Consider the following 23,579-nt stretch of genomic DNA (forward strand, 5'->3'; position numbering starts at 1 on the left):
AGGAGCGCTGACGGCGTACGGCAGAACGACGGGAACAGTGATGGAGGGTCTCCTGTGGAGTGAGTCGGACCGGTCAGAACCGGCTGTGGCATGCGAGGAGAACCGAAGAAGGATGACAGCGGCGGCCGATCGACCGCCGCCGCCTGATCACCATGCTACGTCTTGACCTGGTGTAGTGGGCAGGAGCGCGATGGGCACAAGTGGGGCTCGATCTGTCGAGCCGGTGTTCTCATGCCGCGGCCTTCTTGCGCAGCACGGTCAGTGCGATGGCCGCGCTGATCGCGGAGACGACGGCGCAGGCGAGGGCGATCGCGTTGAGTCCGCTGGTGTAGGCCTCCCCGGCGGCGGTCAGCAGCCCGGCGGCGGCATCGCCGGGCAGGGACTGGGCGGTCGTGACGGCGTTCTCCATGCTTTCCACGGCGGGCCCGCCGCCGGGTATCTCGACGACACCGCGGTAGACGGCGTTACCGAGGCTGCCGAACAAGGCGATGCCGAGCGCGGTGCCCAGGTCACCGCCGATGGACGAGAGGGCCGCGGCGGATCCGCCCCGCTCCGGTGGGGCGGATCCGACGACCAGGTCGGTGCCGAGCGCGCCGAGGGTGCCGACGCCGACGAAGACGATCACGAAACCGGTCACCAGCAGCGGCATCCCGCCCGGTTCGACGAAGGCGAGCAGCAGGTAGCCGACTACGCCGACGAGCAGGCCCGCCCCGAGGACGGTCCCGAGTGGATACCGCTTGGCGACGATCGGGGCCAGTTGCGCGGCGAGGATCGACGCGAGGGCCGCGGGCACCAGCCACAGGCCCGCGTCCAGCGGCGAGAGCCCTTCGACCATCTGGAGGAACCCGGTGACGAAGAGGTACGCCCCGCCGGTGCCGATCATCGTGACGACCAGGATCACCAATGCCGCGGCGAACGCGCTGATCTTGAACAGGCCCAGGTCCAGCAGCGGGTCCGCCAGTTTGCGTTGCCGCCTCACGAACACCGCGCCGAGGACGATGCCTGCGACGAGCGCGGCGACCGGTGTGGTCGCCAGGCCGTGGCGTGCCAGCTCCTTCAGCCCGTAGATGGTCAGCAGGATCGACGCCAGCGACAACACGACGCTGACCAGATCGAGTCGTTCGGCGTCGGGGTCCTTGTACTCCGGCAGCACGAGCGGGGCGACGATCAGCAGGATCACCATGACCGGCACGCCGATCAGGAACACCGAGCCCCACCAGAAGAACTCGAGCAGCGCGCCGCCGATCACCGGTCCGAGCGCGGTGCCTCCCATGAAGCATCCGGCCCAGACCGCGATGGCGCGGCCGCGCTGGGCCGGGTCGTGGAACAGGGTGCCGATCAGCGCGAGAGTGGAGGGCATCAGCGTCGCGGCGGCGATACCGAGCAGCGCGCGGGTGACGATGAGCTGCTCGGCACTGCCGGAGAAGGCGGCCAGCACCGAGGTGACGCCGACGGCCGCGGCGCCGATCATCAGCAGCTTGCGGCGGCCGACCCGGTCCCCGAGCCTGCCCATGGTGATGAGAAAGCCGGCGATCATGAAGCCGTAGATGTCCATGATCCACAGCGTCTGGGTGCCGGTGGGACGCAATCCCTCGGCGAGATGCGGCAACGCCAGGTACAGGACGCTCTGGTCAAGGGCGATCAGCAGGGTGGGCAGGGCCAGCGCGGCGAGCCCCAGCCATTCCCGGGTCCCGGCTTTCCGGATGCCGGTTTCCTCGGTGTTCGATGACATGCCCGAACGGTGCGCCGTGCCGCTCCTGAGCCGCTCTCGGTTCGCTCTCGGTCCGGGGGTTAGCCTGGCCGTATGCGTTTCGGAGTGCTCGGGCCACTCGTGGTGTGGGCGGCCGGCGGGGCGACGGTGGCGGTCCCCGGACGGAAGGTCCGTGCGCTGCTGGCCTGTCTCCTGGCGCACGCCGGACACCCGGTCTCCGCCGACCGGCTCGTCGAGTTCCTGTGGGGCGCCAAGCGGCCGGGTGATCCGCTCGCCGTGCTGCAGACCAAGGTGTGGCAGCTGCGGCGAGCGCTGGAGGACGCCGAGCCGGGCGCGCGCTCCCTGGTGGTGTCGGGGCCGCTCGGCTACGAACTGCGAGGTGGCACGGACGCGGACCACTTCCAGGAGCTGCTGACCCGGGCCCGTAAGGCCGTCGAGCCACGCGAACGGGCGGTTCTGCTCGCGGGCGCGCTGGCCGTCTGGCGCGGGCCCGCGTTCGCCGGCTTCGCCGACGAGGAGTTCGCGCGGGCCGTGGCCGCCCGGTGGGACGAGCAGCGCCTGACCGCGATCGAGGAAGCGGCCGAGACTCGGGTCGAGCTGGGCGAACACGCGCTGGTGGCCGACGAACTGGGAGACCTCGTCGCCTCGCATCCGCTGCGGGAGCGGTTGCGCGCGGTCCACGTCCGGGCGCTGTACCTGGCCGGACGGCAGAGCGCCGCGCTCGGCAGCTACACCGATCTGCGCACCCGGCTGGTCGAGGAACTGGGGGTGGACCCCGGCGTCGAACTCACCGCGCTGTACCAGGCGATCCTCACCCAGGATCCGGCGCTGGCCGCCCCGCCCGTCCCCGCGACCACCGTGGCCCGCCCGCCGGCCGCCCTGCCCGCTCCGCTGACCGGCCTCGTCGGCCGTGACGAGGCGATCGAGGAACTGCTTCCCCTGCTGAGCGCGCATCGGCTGGTGACGCTGACCGGGCCCGGCGGTGTCGGCAAGACGAGGCTGGCGCTGGCTGTCGCCGCGCGGCTCGGCACGGTGTTTCCCGGCGGCGTCCACCTGGCGGAGTTCTCCGCGCTCGATCCGTCGCCGGGGCGGACCGAGGTGACCGCGGTGGTCGACGCGGCACTCGGGGTCCGCGACGATTCCGGGAAGCCGTTGCCGTGGGCCGAACGCGTCGCACACGCCGCGGGTGACCGGCCCACCCTGCTGATCTTGGACAACTGCGAGCACGTCGCCACACCCGTCGCGGACCTCGCCGAGCAGTTGCTGAAGGTGGCGCCTGCCCTGCATTTCCTGGCCACCAGCCAGCTCCCGCTCGGTGTCGCCGGTGAACGGCTCAGTGAAGTGCCCCCGCTGGTACGACCGGCGGCCGAGGCGGGCCTGAGCGTCGAGGAAGTACGCGGGTTCAGTGCCGTGGAGCTGTTCGTGGCGCGGGCGGCCGCGGCCGCGCCACGGTTCGTCCTCGACGAGACCACCGTCGACGCCGTCGTCTCCCTCTGCCGCCGCCTCGACGGGCTTCCCCTGGCGTTGGAGATGGCCGCGACCCGGGTCCGGACCCTGGGCGTGCACGAACTGGCCGCCCGGCTGGACGACCGTTTCCGCCTGCTGGTGAGCACGCGAGGCGTCCCGGCACGCCAGCGGACGCTGCGGGCGGTCATCGACTGGACCTGGGAGCTGCTGGGCGAACCGGAGCGGGTGGTGCTGCGGCGCCTGGCCGTGCACGCCGACGGGTGCACGCTCGCCGCGGCCGAGGAGGTCTGCGCGGGGGACGGCGTGGACCGGGCGGAGGTTCTCGACCTCCTCGCCAGGCTGGTGGACTGCTCACTGGTCGTCCTGATCGACACCCACGACGGCGCCCGGTACCGGATGCTGGAGTCGGTCACCGCCTACTGCCTCGAACGGCTGACCGAAGCCGGCGAACTCGACGGGCTGCAGCTCAGGCATCGCGCGTACTACACGGAGCTGGCCGAGCGGGCCGAGCCGCGGCTGCGGGGGCACGGGCAGCACCGGTGGCTTCGCCTGCTGGACGCCGAGGCCGCGAATCTGCGGACCGCGTTGGAAGGCGCAGTGCGGGCCGAAGACGCCGGACACGCCCTGCGCCTGGTCAACGCGATGGCCTGGTACTGGTATCTGCGCGGGCGGAACGGCGAGGCCGAGCGGTCGCTGGCGCTGGCGCTGTCGGTCGGCGCCGACGCGCCGCCCGCGCTGGTGGCCGGTGCCACGGGCAGGTTGGGCGGCGTCCGGCTGCTGCTCGGCGGAAGCGCCGACCCGGTCGCGAAATGCCGCGAAGCGCTGCGGCCGTACGAGGAGATCGACGATCCGCTCGGCAAGGCCCGCGCCGAATGGTTCCTGGGGCTGAACCTGTTCGCCATCAGCGATGTGTCGCCGAGCCGGAAGCTGGCCGAATCGGCGCTCGCGACTTTCCGGTCGCTCGACGACCGATGGGGCACAGCCGCCGCGCTGAGCAGCCTGGCGTTCTACGCCATGCTGGTAGGGGACTTCGACGCGCTGCGGCGCCACGGTGAGCAGAGCTTGGAGCTCTTTCGCGAGCTGGGTGATCAGTGGGGGCAAGTGAAGGCCATGGAGCCGCTCCAGGCACTGGCCGAATCGACCGGCGACTACGAACGCGCCGCGCGGCTGTGCCGTGAGGGATTGCGCATGGCCGAGGAACTCGGGCTGTGGACGGAGGTGTCCTTCCGGCTTTCGGGGCTGGGCCGGATCGCCTTGCTCACCAGGGACTATCCGCGAGCCCGGGAGTTCCACGAGCGCGGGAGGCTGCTCGCGGTCGAGCTGTCGAACGTGGTCGCCGAGTTGTTCGCCGAGATCGGGCTCGGGATGGGGGCGCGCCGGGAAGGCGACCTCGATGCCGCGGAGACACACCTGCGGAACGTGCTCGACCTGCACCGGAAGATGGCCCACGAAACCGGTCTGCCCGCGTTGATCCTCGCCGAACTGGGATTCGTCGCCGAGCTGAGGGGTGAGGCGGCTTCCGCGCTGAAGCTCCAGCAGGAAGGCCTGTCTGTCGCTCGCAGTGCCGGGGATCCCCGCACGATCGCCCTGGCGCTGGAGGGCCTGGCCGGTGCACACGGACTGGCGGGCCACGCCGGGCAGGCGGCGAGGCTGCTCGGACAGGCCGAGGCGGCCCGGCGTTCGGTCGGGATGCCCCTGCCCGCCGGTGAACGGGACGACGTCGACCGCATCGCGGCGCGGGCGCGCGATGCCCTGGGCGAAGCCGCGTACGCCGCCGAATTCGCCCGGGGCGCCGACGAACATTCCTCGTGGTCGAGCGTGTGAGCCGATGACGTCGGCGGTTCGAACCGGCGGTAACAGGGCGCGGGCTGGGTGCGACTGGGGGAGGGGATCGTGTCGGGGAGGGGTGGCTGTGTATGGGCCTGGCTGTCGGGGGTGTCGGCGGTTGGCTGGTCCAAGCTTTGCCCGACATCTCCAGCAATCTGATCGCGGCGGCCATCGGGGGCGTCCTGGTCTGGTTGTCGACGAATGCGAGACGGCGCCTCGGCCTGGTCCGTGCGCGCAGGTTCTGGCGGGCGCTGGGTGGCCGTCATCCGTTGATCGTCCTGGGGGCTCATGACCTGGGGCAGCAACGGCGGTGGGCCAGGGCGGGTGTGGTGGGGATGGGGGATATCGGGGCGCTGGTGGAAATCGAGGCCCAGCTTCGGAAGCTGGGGTTCGCCGGCAGGATCGCGGAGTCGAGGCAGCTGTCGCCGCGTGAGCTGAGTTCGGACCTGGTCCTGATCGGCGGGCCGGTGGCGAATGCCGTGGCGAGGACGATGATGGAGAAGCTGAGCGGAGTGATCTCCTACGGTTTCGCTGAAGATCGGGACCATGAGGCGGCCGTGGTGCACGATTTGCGCACCGGCCGCGTGTTCGCGCCGCAGTACGACGAGTCAGGGTATCCGGTCAGTGACCACGCTTTGATCATCCGGACGCGAAATCCCTTGGCACCGGACACCTCGGAGATCGTCATCGTGGCGGGGTGCTGGGAACACGGCACCGCCGCTGCGGCGGAAAAGCTCGGAGACCGGAAGTTTCTTCGCACGATGAAGAAGATGGAGCACTTCGAGGTTCTTCTCGAGACCACGGTCGTGAACGGTGCCCACTACAACGCCAAGGTCGTCGAAACCCGGCGGATCCCGGCAGGGTGACGCCAGAGCCTCCGACAAAGCCGGGCCCGCCGTTGGTAGGGCCTGCACCAGTGGGATGACGGGGGTGTTCCCGATGGTCTTCGTCTCGCTCGGCCGACAGGCTGGCCGCATGTCGTTCTCTCCTTCTCGTCGCGGTTTCCTCACCATGAGCGCCACGGCCGCCATCGGTGTGGCGTCCCTGGGCATCGCGGGCACCGCGCAAGCCGCCGAGCCGGCGCGGATCAAACCGCTGCGGATCCCCACTTCTGCCGGGACCTTCGACGCGGTGGCCGCCGGTCCGCGACACGGCCGGAAAGTACTGTTATTGCACGGATTCCCGGAGTTCGGCATCGAGTGGGAGCATCAGTTGAGCGCACTCGCCGCCGCCGGTTACCGGGCGGTGGCCCCCGACCAACGGGGCTACTCGCCGGGCGTACGTCCTCTCGGGATCGAGAACTACCACCTGGATCACGCCGTCCGGGACGTCCGGGCGATGGCCGATTCCCTTGGCTGGCACCGGTTCGACCTGGTCGGACACGACTGGGGCGCGGCGGTCGCCTGGGTCGCCGCGGCGAAGTACGCACGCCGGGTGCGGTCGCTGACCGCTGTCTCCGTGCCGCACCTCGGCGCCTTCGCCGAGGCGCTGCGGACCGATCCGGTGCAGCAGGAGGCGTCCAAGTACATGGACGACTTCCGGGCGCCGACCCCGATCCCGGAGAACTGGATTCTCTCGGGCGGGCCGCCCAAGATCCCGGGCGCGTCGCCGGAGAAGTGTGCGGAGTACTTCCGTCGGCTTTCCGAGCCGGGCGCCCTGACCGCCGCGTTGAACTGGTACCGGGCCAACGATTTCACGGGGTACGAGCAGCGGGTCACGGTGCCGACGCTCTTCATCGCGAGTACGAAGGATCGCATGGTCGCCCCCTCGGGTGTGGCGGCGACCAAGAACTGGGTCACCGGGCCGTACCGCCTGGAGAATCTCGAGGGGATCGGGCACAACATCCCCGAAGAGGCAGCCGAGACCACGACGGCGCTGCTCCTCGCACATCTCGCTTCGGTGTGTTCCTAGGAAGGCCAAGGACTGCTGGCTGGATGTTCTATTGAGGGGAAGTCAAAGGTGGCGAGCCCGGTGACGGGATGAAGGTGTCCTTCGCCGCGTCCGATGCCGTGCGGCCGTGCCGCGAAAGCCACTTTCGGGACATCAGACGTCCCGAAAGTGGCTTTCGCGACACGGCCCGGAAAGACTGGTGTGGCGTTGGACTGAAGCCCGTGAAAACTCATACCGCCCGAGCACTACACTTTTGACCTTCCCCTCAATAACTCGCTTTGCCACTCACGACCCCCTTTGTGAAGCGTATAGGCATCAAGCAGACATTTAACCGTCTGGAAGTATCCCATGTGGACAGTCATGGTGTGGCCGGTTCAGATCCGCGACGCCGAAGGCTTCCTTCGCTGCATCGGACGCGATGAAGGGGCCTTCGATCCGGCACGCCCCGCCCGCGAAGCACGACACGTTCGCCCTTCTCCGCAATAGGTCAGTCGAAGTCGGCGTCGCCGTCATCGTCGAAGCCGATGTCACGGTCGGAGCGTTCGTTGCTGTCGTGCGGCCCTTCGGGGAATCCGGTGATGGCGCCGGCCACGGTCGTCAGCCCCAAGATGGTGTAGACCAGCCCGACCAGTATGCGGGTGATATCGGTGGTGGGCTCGCCCGCGCCGTTCAGGACGTCGATGTCGCCCTTCACGGTCAGCACGGCCAAGACTGTCATGCCGATACCGAACAGGGACCCGGCCACACGGCCCACCAGTCCCCAGAAGCTCAGAGCGGGCTTCTGTCCCTTGGACATGGTGACGACGCTACGTCGACTTCGACGCCTGGTGCACCGCTGACCGGAGTCCGAAACTGGGTGACCGAGTCGCGCTCATCCTGTGCTGCGCACGGCGACCGTTCGGTTTGGGGCATGATCGGTGACGCCGAACGAAGGGCGGTCATGGTTCAGAGCAAAGCAACGGCTCGAGGTCTGCGGCTCAGGGTGCTGGGGCCGTTCGAGGTCGAGACGGCCGCGGGGCCGGTGGACGTGGGCGGGCGGCAGCGGGCGTTGCTGGCATCGCTGGCGTTCTCGGCGAATCAGGTGGTCCCGCTGTGGAAGCTGATCGGTCACGTGTGGGACGAGGAGTCCCCGCTGGACGTGCGCAACGGCCTGCAGACCCTGGTGAGCAGGTTGCGGCGCACCCTCGGAGCCGATGTCATCGAGACGACCGAGGGCGGGTACCTGCTGCGTGCCACCGCCACCGAGCTCGACCTGCTCGCACTGCGCGAGCTGGTCGAGTCGGCGGCCGTCGCGGCGAGGGAAGGGGACACCGGCCGGGAATACGCGTCGCTGGCGTCGGCGGTCCGGCTGTGGCGTGGAGATCCGCTGGAGGACGTCGCGTCGCCGGGGCTGCGGGCGGAGGCGGGACCGCAGGTCGCCGAGCTGTGGTTCGCCGCCCGCGAGCGGATGCTGGACGTCGATCTGGAGCGAGGTCACGGGCAGGAGGTGATCGCCGACCTGCGGGACCTCACCGCGCGGCACCCGCTGCGCGAGTCGCTGTGGGCCAGGTTGATGCTGGCGCTGCACCGGTCGGGGCGGCGGGCCGAGGCGCTGGACGCCTATCGCCAGGTCACCGGCCTGGTGCGGGAGCAACTCGGCCTCGACGTGGGGCGCGCCGTCGCCGATCTGCATCAGGCGATCCTGCTCGACGACGAAGCGCTCGTGGTCGCGCAGCCCGCCAGGGCGCAGGTGCCTCGTCAGTTGCCGGGGGACGTGCGCGGGTTCGTGGGGCGCTGTGACGAGATGGCGGGTTTGGATCGGCTGGTGAACAAGGCCGACGGTCAACCGGTCGTGATCTCCGCCGTCGACGGGGCCGCCGGGATCGGGAAGACGAGCCTGGCCGTGCACTGGGCACATCAGGTCGTGCCGCGGTTCCCGGACGGGCAGCTGTACCTGAACCTGCGTGGTTACGGTCCCAGCGTGCCGGTCGAGCCGGCGGACGCGCTGGACATGCTTCTGCGTTCGCTCGGGGTGTCGCCGGAGCGCGTCCCGGCCGATGTCGAGGAGCGGGCGGCGCTCTGGCGCACCGAGTCCGCCGCGCGCGGGATGCTCGTCGTGCTGGACAACGCCCGTGACAGCGCCCAAGTACGGCCGTTGCTGCCCGGTGGGGGTTCGGTCGTGGTGACCAGCCGCCGCAAGTTACGCGGCCTGTCCGCCAGGGAAGGAGCGCGCCACATCACCCTGGGCCTGCTCTCCCCGGCCGAGGGGCTGGAGCTGTTCACCGATCAGGTCGGCCGGGACCGGGTGGCGGCCGAGCCGCACGCGGCGGCGGCGATCGTGGAGTTGTGCGCCCGGCTGCCGCTGGCGTTGCGGCTGGCCGCGGACCACGCGGCCCGGCATCCGGAGTGGCCGCTGTCTTCGTTGCGGGACGAGTTGGCCGACCAGCGTGGGCTCGAGGTGCTGTCGGTCGACGACGACCGCGACAGCGACCTGCGTTCACTGTTCGACTGGTCCTACGACGCGCTCGACGCGCAGGCGGCGGCGGTGTTCGACGTGCTCGGCCTGTTTCCCGGCGACAGCATCGGGAGGCACGCGGTCGCCGCATTGGCCGGGATCCCGCCGGCGGACGCGGGTGCCGCGCTGGGGCGGTTGGCGGAGGTCAGCATGCTCCAGCAGCGGCTGCCCGACCGGTTCGAGCTGCACGACCTGCTTCGGCAGTACGCGCGCGACAAGGCGGCGGTTCTGCCCGGTGCGACGGCGGCGGTCGAGAGGCTGGCGGCGCACTACGCGCACACCGCGGAACGGGCACGCGAGCAGCTCAGCGGCCTTCCGCACCGGATGCCGCTCCCCGTGGCCGGGCCCGATGTTCCGGTCGTCGACTTCGCTGACCACCATTCCGCGGTCGCCTGGTTCGACCGGGAGATCGACACGATCGCCAGGCTGGTCCTCGGCGCGGACGAGCACGGCCTGCACGCCCAAGCCGCAGCGCTGTTCCAGCTGTCCTGGCACTACCTCAACCTGCGCGGATACTGGCAACGGATAGTCGACATGGGCGAAGCCGCCGTCCTCAGCGCGACCGCCACGGGCGACCGGTTCCTCCAGGGCAAGTGCTTGAACGGCGCGAGCACCGGCTACGGCCGAGCCGCCGACCGCGACAAGCAAATCACCTACTGTCGCGCGGCGCTGGAGATCTTTCGCGAACTGGGCGACCTCGCCGAACAGGGCACGGCGCTGCTCAACCTCGGGTCGGCCCTCAACTGGCTGTGCCTGTTCGACGAGGCTGTCGAGCCGCTGCGCGAAGCGGTCCGGTTGTACGAGTCGGTCGGTGACGACCTGTCCGCGGCGATGGCACTCAACAACCTCGCGGACACGTTCGTCGGGCTCGGCCGCTACGAAGAGGCGAGCGGACCAGCCCAGCGAGCCCTCGACACCTTTCGCGACGGGACGGAACCCTCGCGGATCGTCGCCGGTTTGGAGACCATCGCCGCGGTACAGGCGGGGTCGGGTGATCATCGCAGGGCCGCCGCGACGTACCGGGAAGCCGTCGATCTCGTCGAGGAGTTCCACGTGACCAGGTTGGCAGTGCCGCTCCGGGTCGGTCTGGGGCACGCGCTACTCGCGGACGGCGACGTCGATCAAGCGCACCGAGTATGGCGGGAGGCGTACGACAGGTGCCTTCACGACGGCGATGAGACCGTCGCCGTCGAGATCCGGGCACTGCTTTCCGCGCACGGGTAGCCGGAGCCGCCTGCTCGCCCGGACGACAGCGCCGTGCAAGCGCGACGACAGAGGCCGTCGCGTTTCTCGCCTACGGTCCTGTTCGAGCGACGCGTCCCGCCCACGCAGGCGGGAGCACACGGTCGCACTTTCGCCGCTCCCGGACCGGGGAGGACGAGGACGGCGATGCGAAGAACGATCGTGCCGTTCATGGTGGCCGCGGTGGTGCCGGGTTTCGTGCAAGGGGGTGGCGCCACCGCGGCCGCGGCGCGCCCGGACCACGACGCACAAGCAGGGTTCCGGTGTCTCCGGCAAGTCCCGCGTGATCGGGAATCGTATTCCTGAATCGATTTCGACGAATTCGCCTGCCGGTTGTTTGTAGAAGCATTTCTCGCATGGTGTCGGTTAATATCCGACGCATTACCGGGTGTAGTCGATCAAGTGTCCATAGTGGTCGGAAAGTCGAGCGCGAAATGGCGCCTTGGCCGCCGATTGGGCTGGAAGACATGTGAAGCTGCAACATCTGGTCCAAGATCGGTAGGCCATCCGAACCAAATCGGAGGAATTCGTATTCCTTGGCGCGACAGGTCGCCTTAACCTTGCGTAATTCTTCACCTGAATGGTCACTGGGGAGCAAGATGAAGTCCACGCCGTTGTTGTCGCGCGCCCGAAAAACCTCGGAGCGACTGCTCGACGCCCGATGACACAAACCGGCTGCGTCAGCCGATTCGATGTGCACGCCCGGCAGTCGCCCGACCGGATCGCGGTCATCGAACACGGCACCAGGCTCACCTATGCCCGGCTCGCCGGACTCGCGGGAGGCCGCGCGCTGCGGTTGCGCGACGCCGGTGTCCTGCCGGGGGAGCGGGTCGGGCTCGTCACCGGGCACGGCAGCGCCGCGATCGCGGCGATCTTCGGCACCCTCGCCGCGGGCTGCACCTACGTCCCGCTGGACCCGACCTTCCCCCGGGAGCGTCTCGAATACCAGCTGGCCGCCGCGCGGGTGACCGCAGTGCTCGCGGACCCGGAGTACGTCGAACTGGCGGAATTCTTGTGCCGTAACGGATCCGCGCGGCTCGTGCGTTCGGGTACGGAGACCGCGCCGCTCCCGGTGCCCGAATCCGACCCGGACAGCCCGGCGTACGTGCTGTTCACCTCCGGGTCCACCGGCAGGCCGAAGGCCGTCGCGCAGACCCACCGCAACCTCCTGCACGTCGTCGACAACCAGATCGCCGCGCTCGGCATCACCGCGGCCGACCGGCTCAGCCTGCTCGCGTCGTTCGGCTTCGACGCGGCGATCCCGGACCTGTACCCGGCACTGCTCAGCGGCGCCGCGCTCGTGCCGGTCGACCTGCGCGCGCACGGTCTCGCCCACGCCGCGCGCGAGCTGGCCCGGCACGAGGTGACCGTCTACCACTCGACGCCCACGGTCTACCGGCACCTGCTCGACGTTCTCGATGAGACCGGCCTCCCGTCCGTGCGGACCGTGCTGCTCGGCGGCGAGCAGGCGACCCACGCCGACGTCCGCCGCGGCCGGTTCGCGCCGGATTGTGTGTTCGTCAACGGCTACGGCGCCACCGAGGTGACTTTCGCCGCGCAGTACCGGACGACCGCCGCCGACCTGGGCCCGGACGCCGACGGACCACTGCCGATCGGGCGCGCGCTGCCCGGGTTCACGCTCACCGTGCTGGACAGCGGCGAACTCGAAGTGCGCGGACGGCACCTCGTCGACGGCTACCTCGGCCAGCCGAGCCCGGCGTTCGGGGTGACGGCCGACGGCGGCCGTCGCTATCGGACCGGCGACCTCGGCAGGCTGCTGCCGGACGGGAACCTCGTCTGCCTCGGCAGGCTCGACCGGCAGGTCAAGGTCCGCGGTTTCCGGGTGGAGCTGACCGAGATCGAGGCCCGGCTCGCCGAACAGCCCGGCGTGGCCGAAGCCCGCGCGATCGTCCGCGACGGCGACCTGCTCGCCTACGTGACCGCGACCGGCCCCCGTCCGGACGGCCGGGTGCTGCGGGCCGCGCTGGCGGACGTCCTGCCCGGCTACTCGGTACCCGCGGCCGTCACGGTGCTGGACGGTTTTCCGCTGACCGTCACCGGAAAACTCGACGAACGGGCACTTCCGGAACCGCGGGCGGCCGCGACCGTCCCGGCCGAGCGGCTGACCCCGGCCGAGGAACGCGTGCACCGGATCTGGTGCGCGGTGCTCGGCCGTGACCGGGTCGGGCGCACCGAGGCGTTCTTCGACGCCGGCGGCGACTCGCTGCGGCTCGGCCGGGTGCAGGCGCGGCTGGCCGACGAGTTCGGGGTGGACGTCCCGCTGCTCGCCCTGTTCGAGCACACGACGATCGCCGGGCAGGCGGCCTGGTCCACGGAGTCCACTTCGGACACCCGGTCGCCTGTCACCGCGGAGGATCAGGCAGGGGATCTCATCGCCGTCGTCGGACTGGCCTGCCGGTTCCCCGGCGCGCCGGACGCCGCCTCGTTCTGGTGGAACCTCTGCGCGGGCGTCGACTCGATCCACGACTACGCCGACGACGAGCTGGCGGCGCTGGGCATCGGGCCGGGCCTGCGTGCCGATCCGGCGTACGTGCGGGCGGGTGGCCGGATCGAGGGTGTCGAGGAGTTCGACGCCGGGTTCTTCGGGTTCACCGCCGACGAGGCCGCGCGGACCGACCCGCAGCACCGGCTGTTCCTCGAAACGGCGTGGCGGGCACTCGAGGACGCCGGACGCGATCCCGCCGCCGAGACCGGGCCGGTCGGGGTCTTCACGGCCGCCTCTGTGAACCGCTACTTCCTGTTCCACCTGTTCGGCAATCCGGCGGTGACCGGCGACGTCGACCCGGACGACTGGGAGGGGCGGCTGACCGGCCGCCACCTGGCCGACCACCTGCCCGGCCAGGTCGCCTACCGGCTCGGGCTGACCGGGCCCGCGGTGGCCGTGCAGAGCGCGTGCTCCAGCTCGCTCGCGGCGGTGGCGCTGGCCGCGCAGAGTCTCATGGACTACCGGTGCGACGTCGCGCTGGCAGGCGGGGCGAACGTGACCTGGCCGCGGTACCGCTCGGGTGGGCTTGCCTCGCCGGACGGCCGGTGCCGCGCGTTCGACGTCGCCGCGGCGGGCGCCGGGTTCAGTTCGGGCGCCGGGGTCGTCGTGCTGCGGCGGCTGGCGGACGCGCTCGCTGACCGCGATCACGTCTACGCCGTGCTGCCCGGCTGGGCGATCACGAACGACGGCCCGGACCGCGCGGGCTACGCCGTGCCGGGACCGGCCGGGCAGGCGGCCGCGGTGGCCGAGGCACTGGCCGTCGCGGAGGTCGCCCCGGACGAGGTCGCGCTGCTCGAAGCCCACGGCAGCGGCACCCCGCTGGGCGACGCGATCGAGGTGGCCGCGCTCAACCGTGTCTACCGGGGCGCGCCAGCGGAAACGTGCGCGCTGGGCTCGGTGAAGACGAACATCGGGCATCTCGACGCGGCGGCAGGCGTCGCCGGGTTGATCAAGGCCGTGTTGTCCGTGCGGCACGGCGTCATCCCGCCGAGCCTGCACTTCACGTCCCCGCACCCGGAGGTCGACCTGGCGGGCGGCCCCTGGTACGTCCCGGCGAAGGCCGCCGACTGGCCCGCCCGTGAGCGGCGGGTGGCCGGGGTCAGCTCGTTCGGCCTGGGCGGCACGAACGTGCACGTGATCGTGGAGGAGGCCCCGGCCGCCCCACCACGGCAGGCGGCGAGCGGTCCGTTCGTCCTGCCGGTGTCCGCGCGTGACGCGAAAGCGTTGCGAGAGGCGGTGTCCCGGCTGCGCGAGCGGCTCGCCACGGACGCGCCGGACCTCGGGGACGCGGCGTACACGCTTTCGGTCCGGCGGGCGTTCGCGTGCCGGGCCGCCGTGGTGGCGGACTCGGTCCCGTCGGCGGTCGCCGCGCTCGATGCGCTGCTGGAGAACGGAACCGACGTCGAGGGCCCGGCCGGGGCGGTGCGGGACCTGGCTGTCCACTGGGCCGGGGGCGGCGACGTCGAGTGGGCCGCGCGGTTCGCGGGCGGTGCACCGGGCCGCGTCCCGTTGCCGGGTTATCCGTTCCAGCGGGAGCGGCACTGGATCGACCCACCGTCTCATCACACATCCGACCAGGGGAGCCTTCGGTGACCGACACCTTGCCCGTCGTGGGCGGCCATGGCCCGCCACTGTCCTATCCGGACACCACGATCACCGGGCTGATCCTCGCCCAGGCCACGCGCACCCCGGACGCCGTCGCCGTCCGGCAGGGTGACGCCCGGCTCACCTACCGCGAACTGGTCGCCGCGGCGACCGGCGTCGCCCGGCTGCTGTGGGCACGCGGCGCGGGGCCCGGCACCCGCGTCGGCATTTGCGCCGACCGGCGGCCGGAACTGATCTCGACCGTCGTGGGCGTGCTGCTGTCCGGGGCCGCCTACGTGCCGCTCGAACCCGGCGGCCCGAAAGCGAGGCTGGCCGAAATCGCCGCGGACGCCGGGCTCTCCCTCGTCGTCGGCAATTGCGCCCGGACCGAATTCGGTGCCACGGAAGGCATCGAGGCGCTCGACGTGCCCCCGCCCGCGGACGGGCCCGCCGAATGCCCCGCCGGACCGGACGACCTCGCCCACCTCCTCTACACCTCCGGCTCCACCGGCCGCCCCAAGGGCGTGCTGACCAGTCACCGCAATGTCGTCGCGTTCGTCACCGGGTTCGCCGCCGCCCTCGGGATCCGGCCCGGCACCCGGACGCTCGGCCTCTCCTCACTCGCCTTCGACGCCTTCACCATGGACGTGTTCGTCCCGCTGGCGTACGGCGGTTCGGTCCAGCTCGCCGGGGCCGCCGACCGGGCCGACCCCGAGCGGCTGCGTCGGTTCCTCGTCGAGCACGACGTCGAGTGGGGCTTCGCCACGCCGACGCTGCTGTCCATGGTGGACCCCGCGGCCGTTCCCGGCTGGCGCGTCGTCGCCTGCGGTGGTGAGCCGGTGCCCGCGGAGCTCGCCGCGCGCTGGCTGCCGGGCCGTCGCTTCTTCAACGCCTACGGCCCGACCGAGACCACCGTGGCGGTCGTCATCGACGAGGTCACCGGCATCCCCGCCGACCCACTGCCGCTCGGCCGCCCGTCGCCGAACCACCGGGCGTACATCGTGGACGCCGAGCTGCGGCCGGTCACGCCCGGCGAGATCGGCGAGCTGCTCATCGGCGGGCCGGGCCTCGCGCAGGGCTACCTCGGCAGCCCGGAGCTGACCGCCGAGAAGTTCATCGACGACCCGATCACGCCGGGGGAGCGGCTCTACCGCACCGGCGACCTGGTCCGCGAGCTGCCCGACGGCCGTCTCGGGTTCGCCGGCCGCGCAGACCGGCAGGTGAAGGTCCGCGGCCAGCGAATCGAACTGGGCGAGGTGGAGGCCGCGCTCACGGCCCACCCGGACGTCGACGCCGCGGCCGTGACGGCCGTCCCCGGGCCGGGCGGCACCCGGCTGGTGGCCTTCCTGGCACCGGCGTCCGCACCGTCCGATGTGGACGTACTCGGCCGGGACCGGCTCACCGCGGCGATGCGCCCGGCCGCGGTCCGGGTGCTCGACCGCCTGCCGGTCAATCCGGTCACCGGCAAGATCGACCGGCCCGCCCTGCGCGACCTGGCCGAAGCGACGCTCGCGGGACAGCGGGAGGACCTCGGCCCGCTCGGCACCCCGGCCGAACGCGCGGTCGCGGCCATCTGGCGGCGGGTGCTCGGCGACGGCGCGGGGACGGATTTCCTGGCCTCGGGCGGGAACTCGATCGCCGCGATGCGCCTGGTCGCGGCCCTGCGGGCGGAGCTGGCCGCGGACGTCGCCACGGAGGACGTGTTCGCGGGCGGCACGCTCGACGGGCTCACCCGGCGGGTCGCGGCCGCGCCGCCACTGACCGGACCGGGGCTGACCACCGGGCACGCGCCAGCGCTGTCCCCGCCGCAGCGGCGGCTGTGGTTCCTCGACCAGCTCGCCCCGGACGCCGCGCCGTACAACATCGCGATGGCGTTCCGGCTGTCCGGCGCGCTGGACGTCGACGCGCTGCGCCACGCGTTGCGCGCGGTCGCCGAGCGGCACGACGTGCTCCGCTGGCGCATCCGGTCCGTCGACGGCGCGCCACTGGCGGATCGCCTGCCGACGGCGGACGTTCCGCTGCCGATGGCGCCGGTGACCGAGGACGGCCTGCGGGCCCGGCTGGCCGCCGACGCCGCGACGCCCGTGCACCTCGACCGTGAGGCTCCCTGGCGCGTACGGCTCTACCGGCTCGGCGAGACGGAGCACGTTCTCGGCTTCACGCTGCATCACGCGGTGTTCGACGGCTGGTCGCAGGACCTGCTCTGCGCTGACCTCTCGGCGGCCTACCGGGGCGAGCCACTGCCGCCACAGGTGGCGTCCTACGCGGACTACGCGGTGTGGCGGGCCGGACGCGACGAACGCCGGGAGGCCGTTGATGTCGCCTGGTGGACCGGACATCTCGCCGGTGCACCCTCCACAGTGGACCTTCCGAGGGACCGGCCGCGCCCGGCCGTGCAGACCTACCGGGGCGCGAGCCTGCGCCAGTCCTTTCCGGACGGTGCCGCCGAGTCGGTCCGGGCACTGGCCGCCCGCACCGGCACGACGCGCGCCGGGGTGCTGCTCGCCGCGTTCGGCCAGCTGCTGCGGCGGCTCACCGGCGCGGCCGACCACCTGGTCGCCACGGTCGTCGCGGACCGGCAGCTCGCCGAGTTCCAGGAGGTCGCCGGGTTCTTCGTGGACATCGTGCCGGTGCGGCTGCGGGCCGACGACTCCGCAGACTTCGCGACGCACGTCCGCGGCGGCGGCGCGGAACTCCTCGCCGCGACCGCGCATCCGGCCGCGCCGGTCGAGCGGCTCGTCGAGGCGCTCGGCGTGCCCCGCGATCCCGCGCACGCCCCGCTCGTGCAGGTGATGTTCAACGTCCTGAACTTCACCGAGCCGCGGCTGGACCTGCCCGGTGTGCGGTCGGGGTGGCTGCCGGTGGACAAGCCTGGGTCGCCGTTCGACCTCACGGTGTACGTCCACGACGACGGCGTCGAACTGCTGTACAACCCGGACCTGTTCGACCACGCGCGGATGACCGGGCTCGCCGAGGACTACGTCGCCCTGCTCGCCGCGCTGACCGCGGCGCCGGACGCGCCGGTCGGGACGAGCGTGCCGGAACTGCCGCGGGCGGGCGTCCGCACCGCCGCGCCGGACGCGATGAGCCGCGCACTGCCACCGCCACCGACGGCCGCGGCCGCGGACCCGGTGGCGCTCGCCGCGACCGAGGCCGTGATCGCCCGTGCCTGGTGCGACGTCCTCGGCGTCGCCGAAGTCGGGCACACCGACAACTTCTTCGACGTCGGCGGGCATTCGCTCGCGCTGGCCAGGGTGCACGCCCAGGTCACCGCCCGGCTCGGCCGCCGGATCCCGATGGTCGACCTGCTCAGCCATCCCACCGTCCGCGCCCTCGCCGCGCACCTGCACTCCGGCGGCGGAGCCAGCCCGGAGCTGGCCCGCGCGGCCGAGCGCGTCGCCGCCCGCCGCGGCCGCACCCAGACCAGAAGACCCCGCAGCACCGCCGGCCCGGCCGGCCTCGGATAGGAGCACCACCGTGACCCACCTTCCCGAAACCGGCGCCGGCGATCCCGGAGCCGAACCGATCGCGATCGTCGGACTGGACGTGCGCGTGCCCGGCGCGCGTGACGCGCGGCAGTTCTGGCGCAACCTCGTCGACGGCGTCGAGTCGATCGTGCCCGCCACCCGCGAGGAGATGATCGCCCGCGGCGCCGAAGAGGCCACTGTGGACGATCCGAGCTGGGTGAACGCCACCACCGTGGTCGACGGCTTCGACGAGTTCGACGCGGAACTGTTCGGCATGACCAGCCGCGAGGCCGAGATCACCGACCCGCAGCATCGGCTGTTCCTGCAGTCGTGCCACGCCGCGCTGACCGACGCGGGCTACGACCCGGCCCGCTTCGACGGCGCGATCGGCGTTTACGGCGGGTCGGGGGGCACCGGCTACCTGAAGGAGAACCTGCTGCGCAACGAGCGGATTCTCGCCTCGCAGCACGGCGGTATCGGCATTTCGACCGGCAACCAGCCGAGCTACCTGACGACCTCGGTGTCGTACAAGCTCGACCTGCGCGGCCCGAGTCTCGCGGTGTTCACCGCCTGCTCGACGTCCCTGGTCGCGGTGCACCTGGCCTGTGAGGCGCTGCGCAACGGTGAGTGCGACATGGCGCTGGCGGGCGGGGTCAACCTGGAGATGCCGCACGGCATCGGCTACCTGGGCGTCGACGGTTTCACCTCGCCGGACGGCCACGTGCGCGCGTTCGACGAAGGCGCCAACGGCACGGTCTGGAGCAGTGGCGCCGGGGTCGTGCTGGTGAAGCGGCTGTCGCAGGCGATCGAGGACGGCGACCACATCCGCGGCGTCGTGCTGGGCAACGCGATCAACAACGACGGCGCCACCAAGGTCGGCTTCTCCGCGCCCAGCGTGGCCGGGCAGACCGAGGCGATCGCGCAGGCCGTCGGCATGGCCGGTGTCGACCCGCGCACCATCGGCTACGTCGAGGCGCACGGCACCGGCACCGCGCTGGGCGACCCGATGGAGATCGCCGCACTGTCCACTGTGTACGGAAACGGGGTCGCGGACACCGGCTGGTGCGCGATCGGCTCGGTGAAGTCCAACATCGGTCACCTGTCGCAGGCGGCGGGCGTGGTCTCGCTGATCAAGGCCGTGCTCGTCATGGAGCACAGGCTGATCCCGCCGACCATCAACTACCACGAACCCAACCCGGGCATCGACTTCCCGGCGAGCCCGTTCTACCCGGCGCAAGGGGTGACGAAGTGGGAGGCGGCCGCGGCACCGCGGCGGGCGGGCGTCAGCTCGTTCGGCGTCGGCGGTACCAACGCGCACGTCGTGCTGGAGGAGGCGCCCGCCCCGCAGTGGAGCAGGGCGCCGCACCCGGCGCATCTGCTGCGGGTGTCGGCCAATACCGCGGAAGCTCTCACGGCCGCCGTCGACGGGCTGGCCGAGCGGCTGGCCGGAGACGTCGATCTCGACCTCGCCGACGTGGCCCACACCCTGGCCGCCGGGCGCACCGAGTACCCGCACCGCGCGGTCGTCGTCGCCCGTGACTCCGAGGACGCGGTCGACGGGCTGCGGGATTCCCGGCGCCTCGTGTCCGCACAGGCCGGGGAGCCGAACGTGGCCTTCCTCTTCCCCGGGCAGGGTTCGCAGTACGCCGGGATGGGCGCCGAGCTGTACGAGGCCGAGCCGGTGTTCGCCGCGGCCGTCGACGAGTGCCTGCGGCTGCTCGAATCCGAGCTGCCGGAGCTGCGCGACCTGATCTTCTCATCCGGTGGCGAGCAGGCGCTGCGGGAAACCCGCGTGACCCAGCCCGCGCTGTTCGTCGTCGAGTACGCGCTGGCGAAGCTGTGGCAGAGCTGGGGTGTGCTGCCCTCGGCGATGATCGGTCACTCGGTCGGCGAGTACGTCGCCGCCACCGTCGCCGGGGTCTTCACCCTGCCGGACGCGCTGAACCTGGTCGCCACCCGCGGCCGTCTGATGCAGTCGATGCCCGCCGGGGCGATGCTCGCCGTCCAGCTCGACGAGGAGAGCGTCACCACGCGGCTGCCGGGCACCCTCGCTATCGCCGGGGTGAACGGGCCCGGCACGTGCGTCGTGGCCGGTCCGCCGGACGCCGTCGCGGACTTCGCGGCGACGCTCAAGGCCAGCGGCGTGCAGTGCCGCGAGCTGGTGACCTCGCACGCGTTCCACTCGCCGATGATGGACCCGGTACTGGCCGAGTTCACCGCCGCCGTCACCGCCGTCGTCCGTACCGCGCCCGCGCTGCCGTTCCTGTCGAACGTCACCGGCGACTGGATCACCGACGCCCAGGCCACCGACCCCGCCTACTGGGCCTCTCACCTGCGCCAGGCCGTCCGGTTCGGCGACTGTGTCAAGAATCTGTTCGCGCGCGGTGGCCGCTGGGCGCTCGTCGAATGCGGCCCCGGTCACCAGCTTGCCGGGCTGGCCCGCGGCCAGGTCCCGAAGGGCATGCCCGCGCCGCAGCCGAGCCTGCCGGGCCGGACCGAGCGCATCGGCGACGTCGAAACGCTGTACGGCGCCGCCGGTCTCTTGTGGACGAACGGGGTTTCCCTGGATTCGCGGACGTTCGGCGCGCCCGGCCACCGGGTACCGCTGCCCGGCTACCCGTATGCGCGCACGCGGTACTGGGTCGATCCGGACCCGGTCACGGACGCCCGGCCCGCGCGGCGGAGCGGCCCGCTGCCCCTGTCCGAGTGGTTCGCGGTCCCGGCGTGGCGGCAGGCGGAACCGGACCTGAGACGCGAACCCTTCGCGAACGCGCTCGTCTTCGCCGCCGAGGACGTCCTGCCGAGACTGCTGCGTGACGCGGGTGTGACGGTCACCGAAGTGCGTCCCGGCAACGGGTTCGCCGTGACGGAAACCGGATTCACCGTCCGGCCCGGGGTGCGCGAGGACTACGACGCCCTCGTGGCCGCGCTGCCCGCCCGGCCCGAGCGGGTCGTGCACGCCTGGACGCTGACCGGGGACGAGCGCGGCATGGCCGCCCAGGATCACGGGTTCTTCAGCGTGCTCAACCTCGTCCAGGCCTGGGGCGAGCCGATGCGGATCGACGTGCTGAGCGCCGGCGCCGCCGACGTCACCGGTACCGACCTGACCCGCCCCGAGCACGCGACCCTCGCGGGTATCGCCAGGGTGGTGCCGCTGGAGGTCCCGGGCACGGTGGTGCGCCGGATCGATGTCGACGCGGACCACCCGCAGGACGCCGTCGCCGAGCTGTTCCGCCCGGCCGACGCGGCGGCCGAGGTCGCGCTGCGGACAGGCCGCCGCTGGGTGCTGGACCACACCCAGATCGAACTGCCCCCGGCCGCCGAGCCGGTGCTGCGCGACGGCGGCCGGTACCTGATCACCGGCGGGACCGGCGGCATCGGCATCACGCTCGCCGAGGACCTCGCCCGCCGGGTGCGGGCGAAGCTCGTGCTGCTCGCCCGCACCGCACTGCCGCCGCGGGCGGAGTGGGACGCGCATCTCGCCGCGCACGGCGGCACCGACCGCACCGGGCGCGCGATCCTCGCCGTGCGGCGGATGGAGGCCGCGGGCGCGGTGGTACACGTCGTGGCCGCCGACGTCACCGACGCGGCGCGCCTGCGCGAGGTGCGTGAGCTGGCCGAGCGCGAGTTCGGTGGCCTCGACGGGATCGTGCACGCCGCCGGGATGCCCGGCGGGGGCGTCGCCGAGGTGAAGGAGCGGGCCGCGGCCGAGGCCGTGCTGGCCCCGAAGATCGCCGGGACGCTGGCTCTGGCCGAGGCGTTCGCCGATCTGCCGATGGACTTCGTCGCGCTGTGCTCGTCGATCACCGCGGTGGTCGGCGGCATCGGGCAGGTCGACTACTGCGCCGCCAACAACTTCCTCGACGCCTACGCGCGGGGGGACCACGGCTGGCGGGCGCGGCTGGTCTCGCATGCCTGGGGTGGCTGGGACGAGGTCGGCATGGCCGCGGAAGTGGCCGCTCCGACCACGATCCGCACCGCCCGGTCGCGGGCACTCGGCCCGGTCGAACACCCCGTGCTCACCACGCGCTCCGAAGACGGCGCGCACGGGCTCGTCTCGGCGGCCACGCACTGGCTGCTCGACGAGCACCGGATCGCCGGGGTACCGGTGGTGCCGGGTACCGGGCACCTGGAGACCGTCCGCGCGGCGGTGGCCGCGGCGCTGCCGAAGCCCGGTGACGGGCACGTCGTCGAGCTGCGGGACGTCGTGTTCCTGGAGCCGTTCGGCGTCCCGGACGGCGCCACCGCGGAGTACCGCGTGGAGTTCGACCGCGACGAATTCACCGTGACCAGCCATGTCGCCGGTGCGAGCCGGACCCACGTGCGCGGATCCGCCGGCTGGGTCGCGGCCGTGCCGACGTCCACTGTGGACATCGAGGCGGTGACCGGGCGGACCGAACCGATCGACGACGGGCACGGCTTCGGCACCGGCCGCACCAGCATGGTCACCTTCGGCCCGCGCTGGGCGGCGCTGCGCGAACACCGCATCGGCGCGCAGGAGGAGCTGGCCACGATCACGGCTCCAGACGCGGCGGCGGGTGACGTCGGTACGTGGGGGCTGCACCCGGCACTGCTGGACGTCGCGACCGCCTTCGGCCGAGGCCGGGGGAGCGGCGCCTACCTGCCGATGAGCTACGGCCGGATCGTCGTGCACGACGCGCTCCCGGCGAGTTTCCGCAGTCACCTGCGCTACCGCGACTCCGGCGGCGACCAGGTGGTGGCGGCCGACCTCGCGCTGTGCGACGAGACCGGCCGCGTGCTCGTCACGATCGAGGACTTCGTGCTGCGCCAGGTCGATCAGGACGCCGTCGGCGGCGGCCTGACTTCGACGTCCACGGGATCCCAAGTGTCCACTGTGTCCGATTCGGACAAGACGTCGACCGGGATCCGGCCGGTGGACGGCGCCGAGGCGTTCGTCCGGGCGCTGGCCCCCGGCCTCGGCGGGCAGGTGGTGATCAGCACGCTCCCGGTGCGGGAGCTGATCGAGCACCGGGTCAGCGCCGAGGAGCTGGACGAACCCGGCGAAACACTGGTGAGGGTGTCGGAGGACGACTACGTCGCCCCGCGCACCGACCTGGAGGCCGAGATCGTCCGCCAGTGGACCGAGCTGCTCGGCGTGGAGAAGATCGGCGTGCACGACGACTTCTTCGCCCTCGGCGGCAATTCGCTGGTCGCGATCCAGCTCATCGCCCAGGTACGCAAGGCCACCGGCACCCGGCTGGCGATGAAGACGCTGTTCGAAGCGTCCACAGTGGCCACTCTGGTCGAGCGGATCGAGGAGCTGCGCGACGGCAAGGCCGAGGCGACGGCCGAACCCGCCCGGACCACCATCCCGAAGCTCGAGCGCTGAGAGGCCGTGACTGCCGTCATCCACCGGCAGGGGGTCGTGAG

At 72.0% G+C, this 23,579-nt stretch carries 9 protein-coding genes; 7 read left to right on the top strand and 2 right to left on the bottom strand.

The window, feature by feature from the left end:
• Positions 1-229 precede the first annotated feature (229 nt).
• Positions 230-1,732: an MFS transporter gene (locus ACLJPX_RS01760; RefSeq protein WP_101607231.1), complete on the bottom strand. Its 1,503-nt coding sequence runs from the start codon at positions 1,730-1,732 to the stop codon at positions 230-232.
• A 72-nt stretch (positions 1,733-1,804) separates the two neighbouring features.
• Between ACLJPX_RS01760 and ACLJPX_RS01765 the strand changes: the two genes are divergently transcribed.
• From ACLJPX_RS01765 to ACLJPX_RS01775, 3 genes are all read left to right on the top strand, one after another.
• Positions 1,805-5,002, top strand: a complete 3,198-nt coding sequence (locus tag ACLJPX_RS01765) for an ATP-binding protein (protein WP_410598390.1) — start codon at positions 1,805-1,807, stop codon at positions 5,000-5,002.
• 92 nt (positions 5,003-5,094) lie between these two features.
• Positions 5,095-5,871, top strand: a complete 777-nt coding sequence (locus ACLJPX_RS01770; protein WP_410598391.1) for a hypothetical protein — start codon at positions 5,095-5,097, stop codon at positions 5,869-5,871.
• 145 nt (positions 5,872-6,016) lie between these two features.
• A complete protein-coding gene (locus tag ACLJPX_RS01775) occupies positions 6,017-6,916 on the top strand; it encodes an alpha/beta fold hydrolase (RefSeq protein WP_410598392.1) in 900 nt (299 codons plus the stop codon).
• A 466-nt stretch (positions 6,917-7,382) separates the two neighbouring features.
• Here ACLJPX_RS01775 and ACLJPX_RS01780 read toward each other — a convergent pair whose 3' ends face one another.
• The gene (locus ACLJPX_RS01780; protein ID WP_410598393.1) at positions 7,383-7,691 is read right to left on the bottom strand and encodes a hypothetical protein; all 309 of its coding nucleotides are present in this window, start codon (positions 7,689-7,691) and stop codon (positions 7,383-7,385) included.
• Positions 7,692-7,835: 144 nt separating this feature from the next.
• On the opposite strand from ACLJPX_RS01780, the gene ACLJPX_RS01785 reads away from it, so the two are divergent.
• The 4 genes from ACLJPX_RS01785 to ACLJPX_RS01800 all read left to right on the top strand — a co-directional run bounded on the left by ACLJPX_RS01785 (position 7,836) and on the right by ACLJPX_RS01800 (position 23,538).
• Positions 7,836-10,613 carry a BTAD domain-containing putative transcriptional regulator gene (locus tag ACLJPX_RS01785; RefSeq protein WP_410598394.1) on the top strand — a complete coding sequence of 926 codons (2,778 nt, stop codon included), beginning with the start codon at positions 7,836-7,838 and terminating at the stop codon, positions 10,611-10,613.
• Positions 10,614-11,292: 679 nt separating this feature from the next.
• Positions 11,293-14,730 carry an AMP-binding protein gene (locus ACLJPX_RS01790; RefSeq protein WP_410598395.1) on the top strand — a complete coding sequence of 1,146 codons (3,438 nt, stop codon included), beginning with the start codon at positions 11,293-11,295 and terminating at the stop codon, positions 14,728-14,730.
• Positions 14,727-18,188, top strand: a complete 3,462-nt coding sequence (locus ACLJPX_RS01795; RefSeq protein ID WP_410598396.1) for an amino acid adenylation domain-containing protein — start codon at positions 14,727-14,729, stop codon at positions 18,186-18,188. The genes ACLJPX_RS01790 and ACLJPX_RS01795 overlap by 4 nt, the downstream gene beginning before the upstream one ends.
• Before the next feature lie 10 nt (positions 18,189-18,198).
• Positions 18,199-23,538 (top strand): SDR family NAD(P)-dependent oxidoreductase, encoded by a 5,340-nt coding sequence (locus tag ACLJPX_RS01800; protein ID WP_410598397.1) that lies wholly within the window; start codon positions 18,199-18,201, stop codon positions 23,536-23,538.
• Positions 23,539-23,579: the final 41 nt, after the last annotated feature.

This window comes from Amycolatopsis sp. lyj-90 (assembly GCF_046549035.1).
In the GTDB taxonomy this organism is placed as follows: Bacteria; Actinomycetota; Actinomycetes; order Mycobacteriales; family Pseudonocardiaceae; genus Amycolatopsis.

Excerpts from the sequence above, each read along its gene's own strand:
- ACLJPX_RS01760 (WP_101607231.1), bottom strand. The coding sequence starts at position 1,732 with ATGTCATCGAACACCGAGGAAACCGGCATCCGGAAAGCCGGGACCCGG.
- ACLJPX_RS01765 (WP_410598390.1), top strand. The coding sequence starts at position 1,805 with ATGCGTTTCGGAGTGCTCGGGCCACTCGTGGTGTGGGCGGCCGGCGGG.
- ACLJPX_RS01770 (WP_410598391.1), top strand. The coding sequence starts at position 5,095 with ATGGGCCTGGCTGTCGGGGGTGTCGGCGGTTGGCTGGTCCAAGCTTTG.
- ACLJPX_RS01775 (WP_410598392.1), top strand. The coding sequence starts at position 6,017 with ATGAGCGCCACGGCCGCCATCGGTGTGGCGTCCCTGGGCATCGCGGGC.
- ACLJPX_RS01780 (WP_410598393.1), bottom strand. The coding sequence starts at position 7,691 with ATGTCCAAGGGACAGAAGCCCGCTCTGAGCTTCTGGGGACTGGTGGGC.
- ACLJPX_RS01785 (WP_410598394.1), top strand. The coding sequence starts at position 7,836 with ATGGTTCAGAGCAAAGCAACGGCTCGAGGTCTGCGGCTCAGGGTGCTG.
- ACLJPX_RS01790 (WP_410598395.1), top strand. The coding sequence starts at position 11,293 with ATGACACAAACCGGCTGCGTCAGCCGATTCGATGTGCACGCCCGGCAG.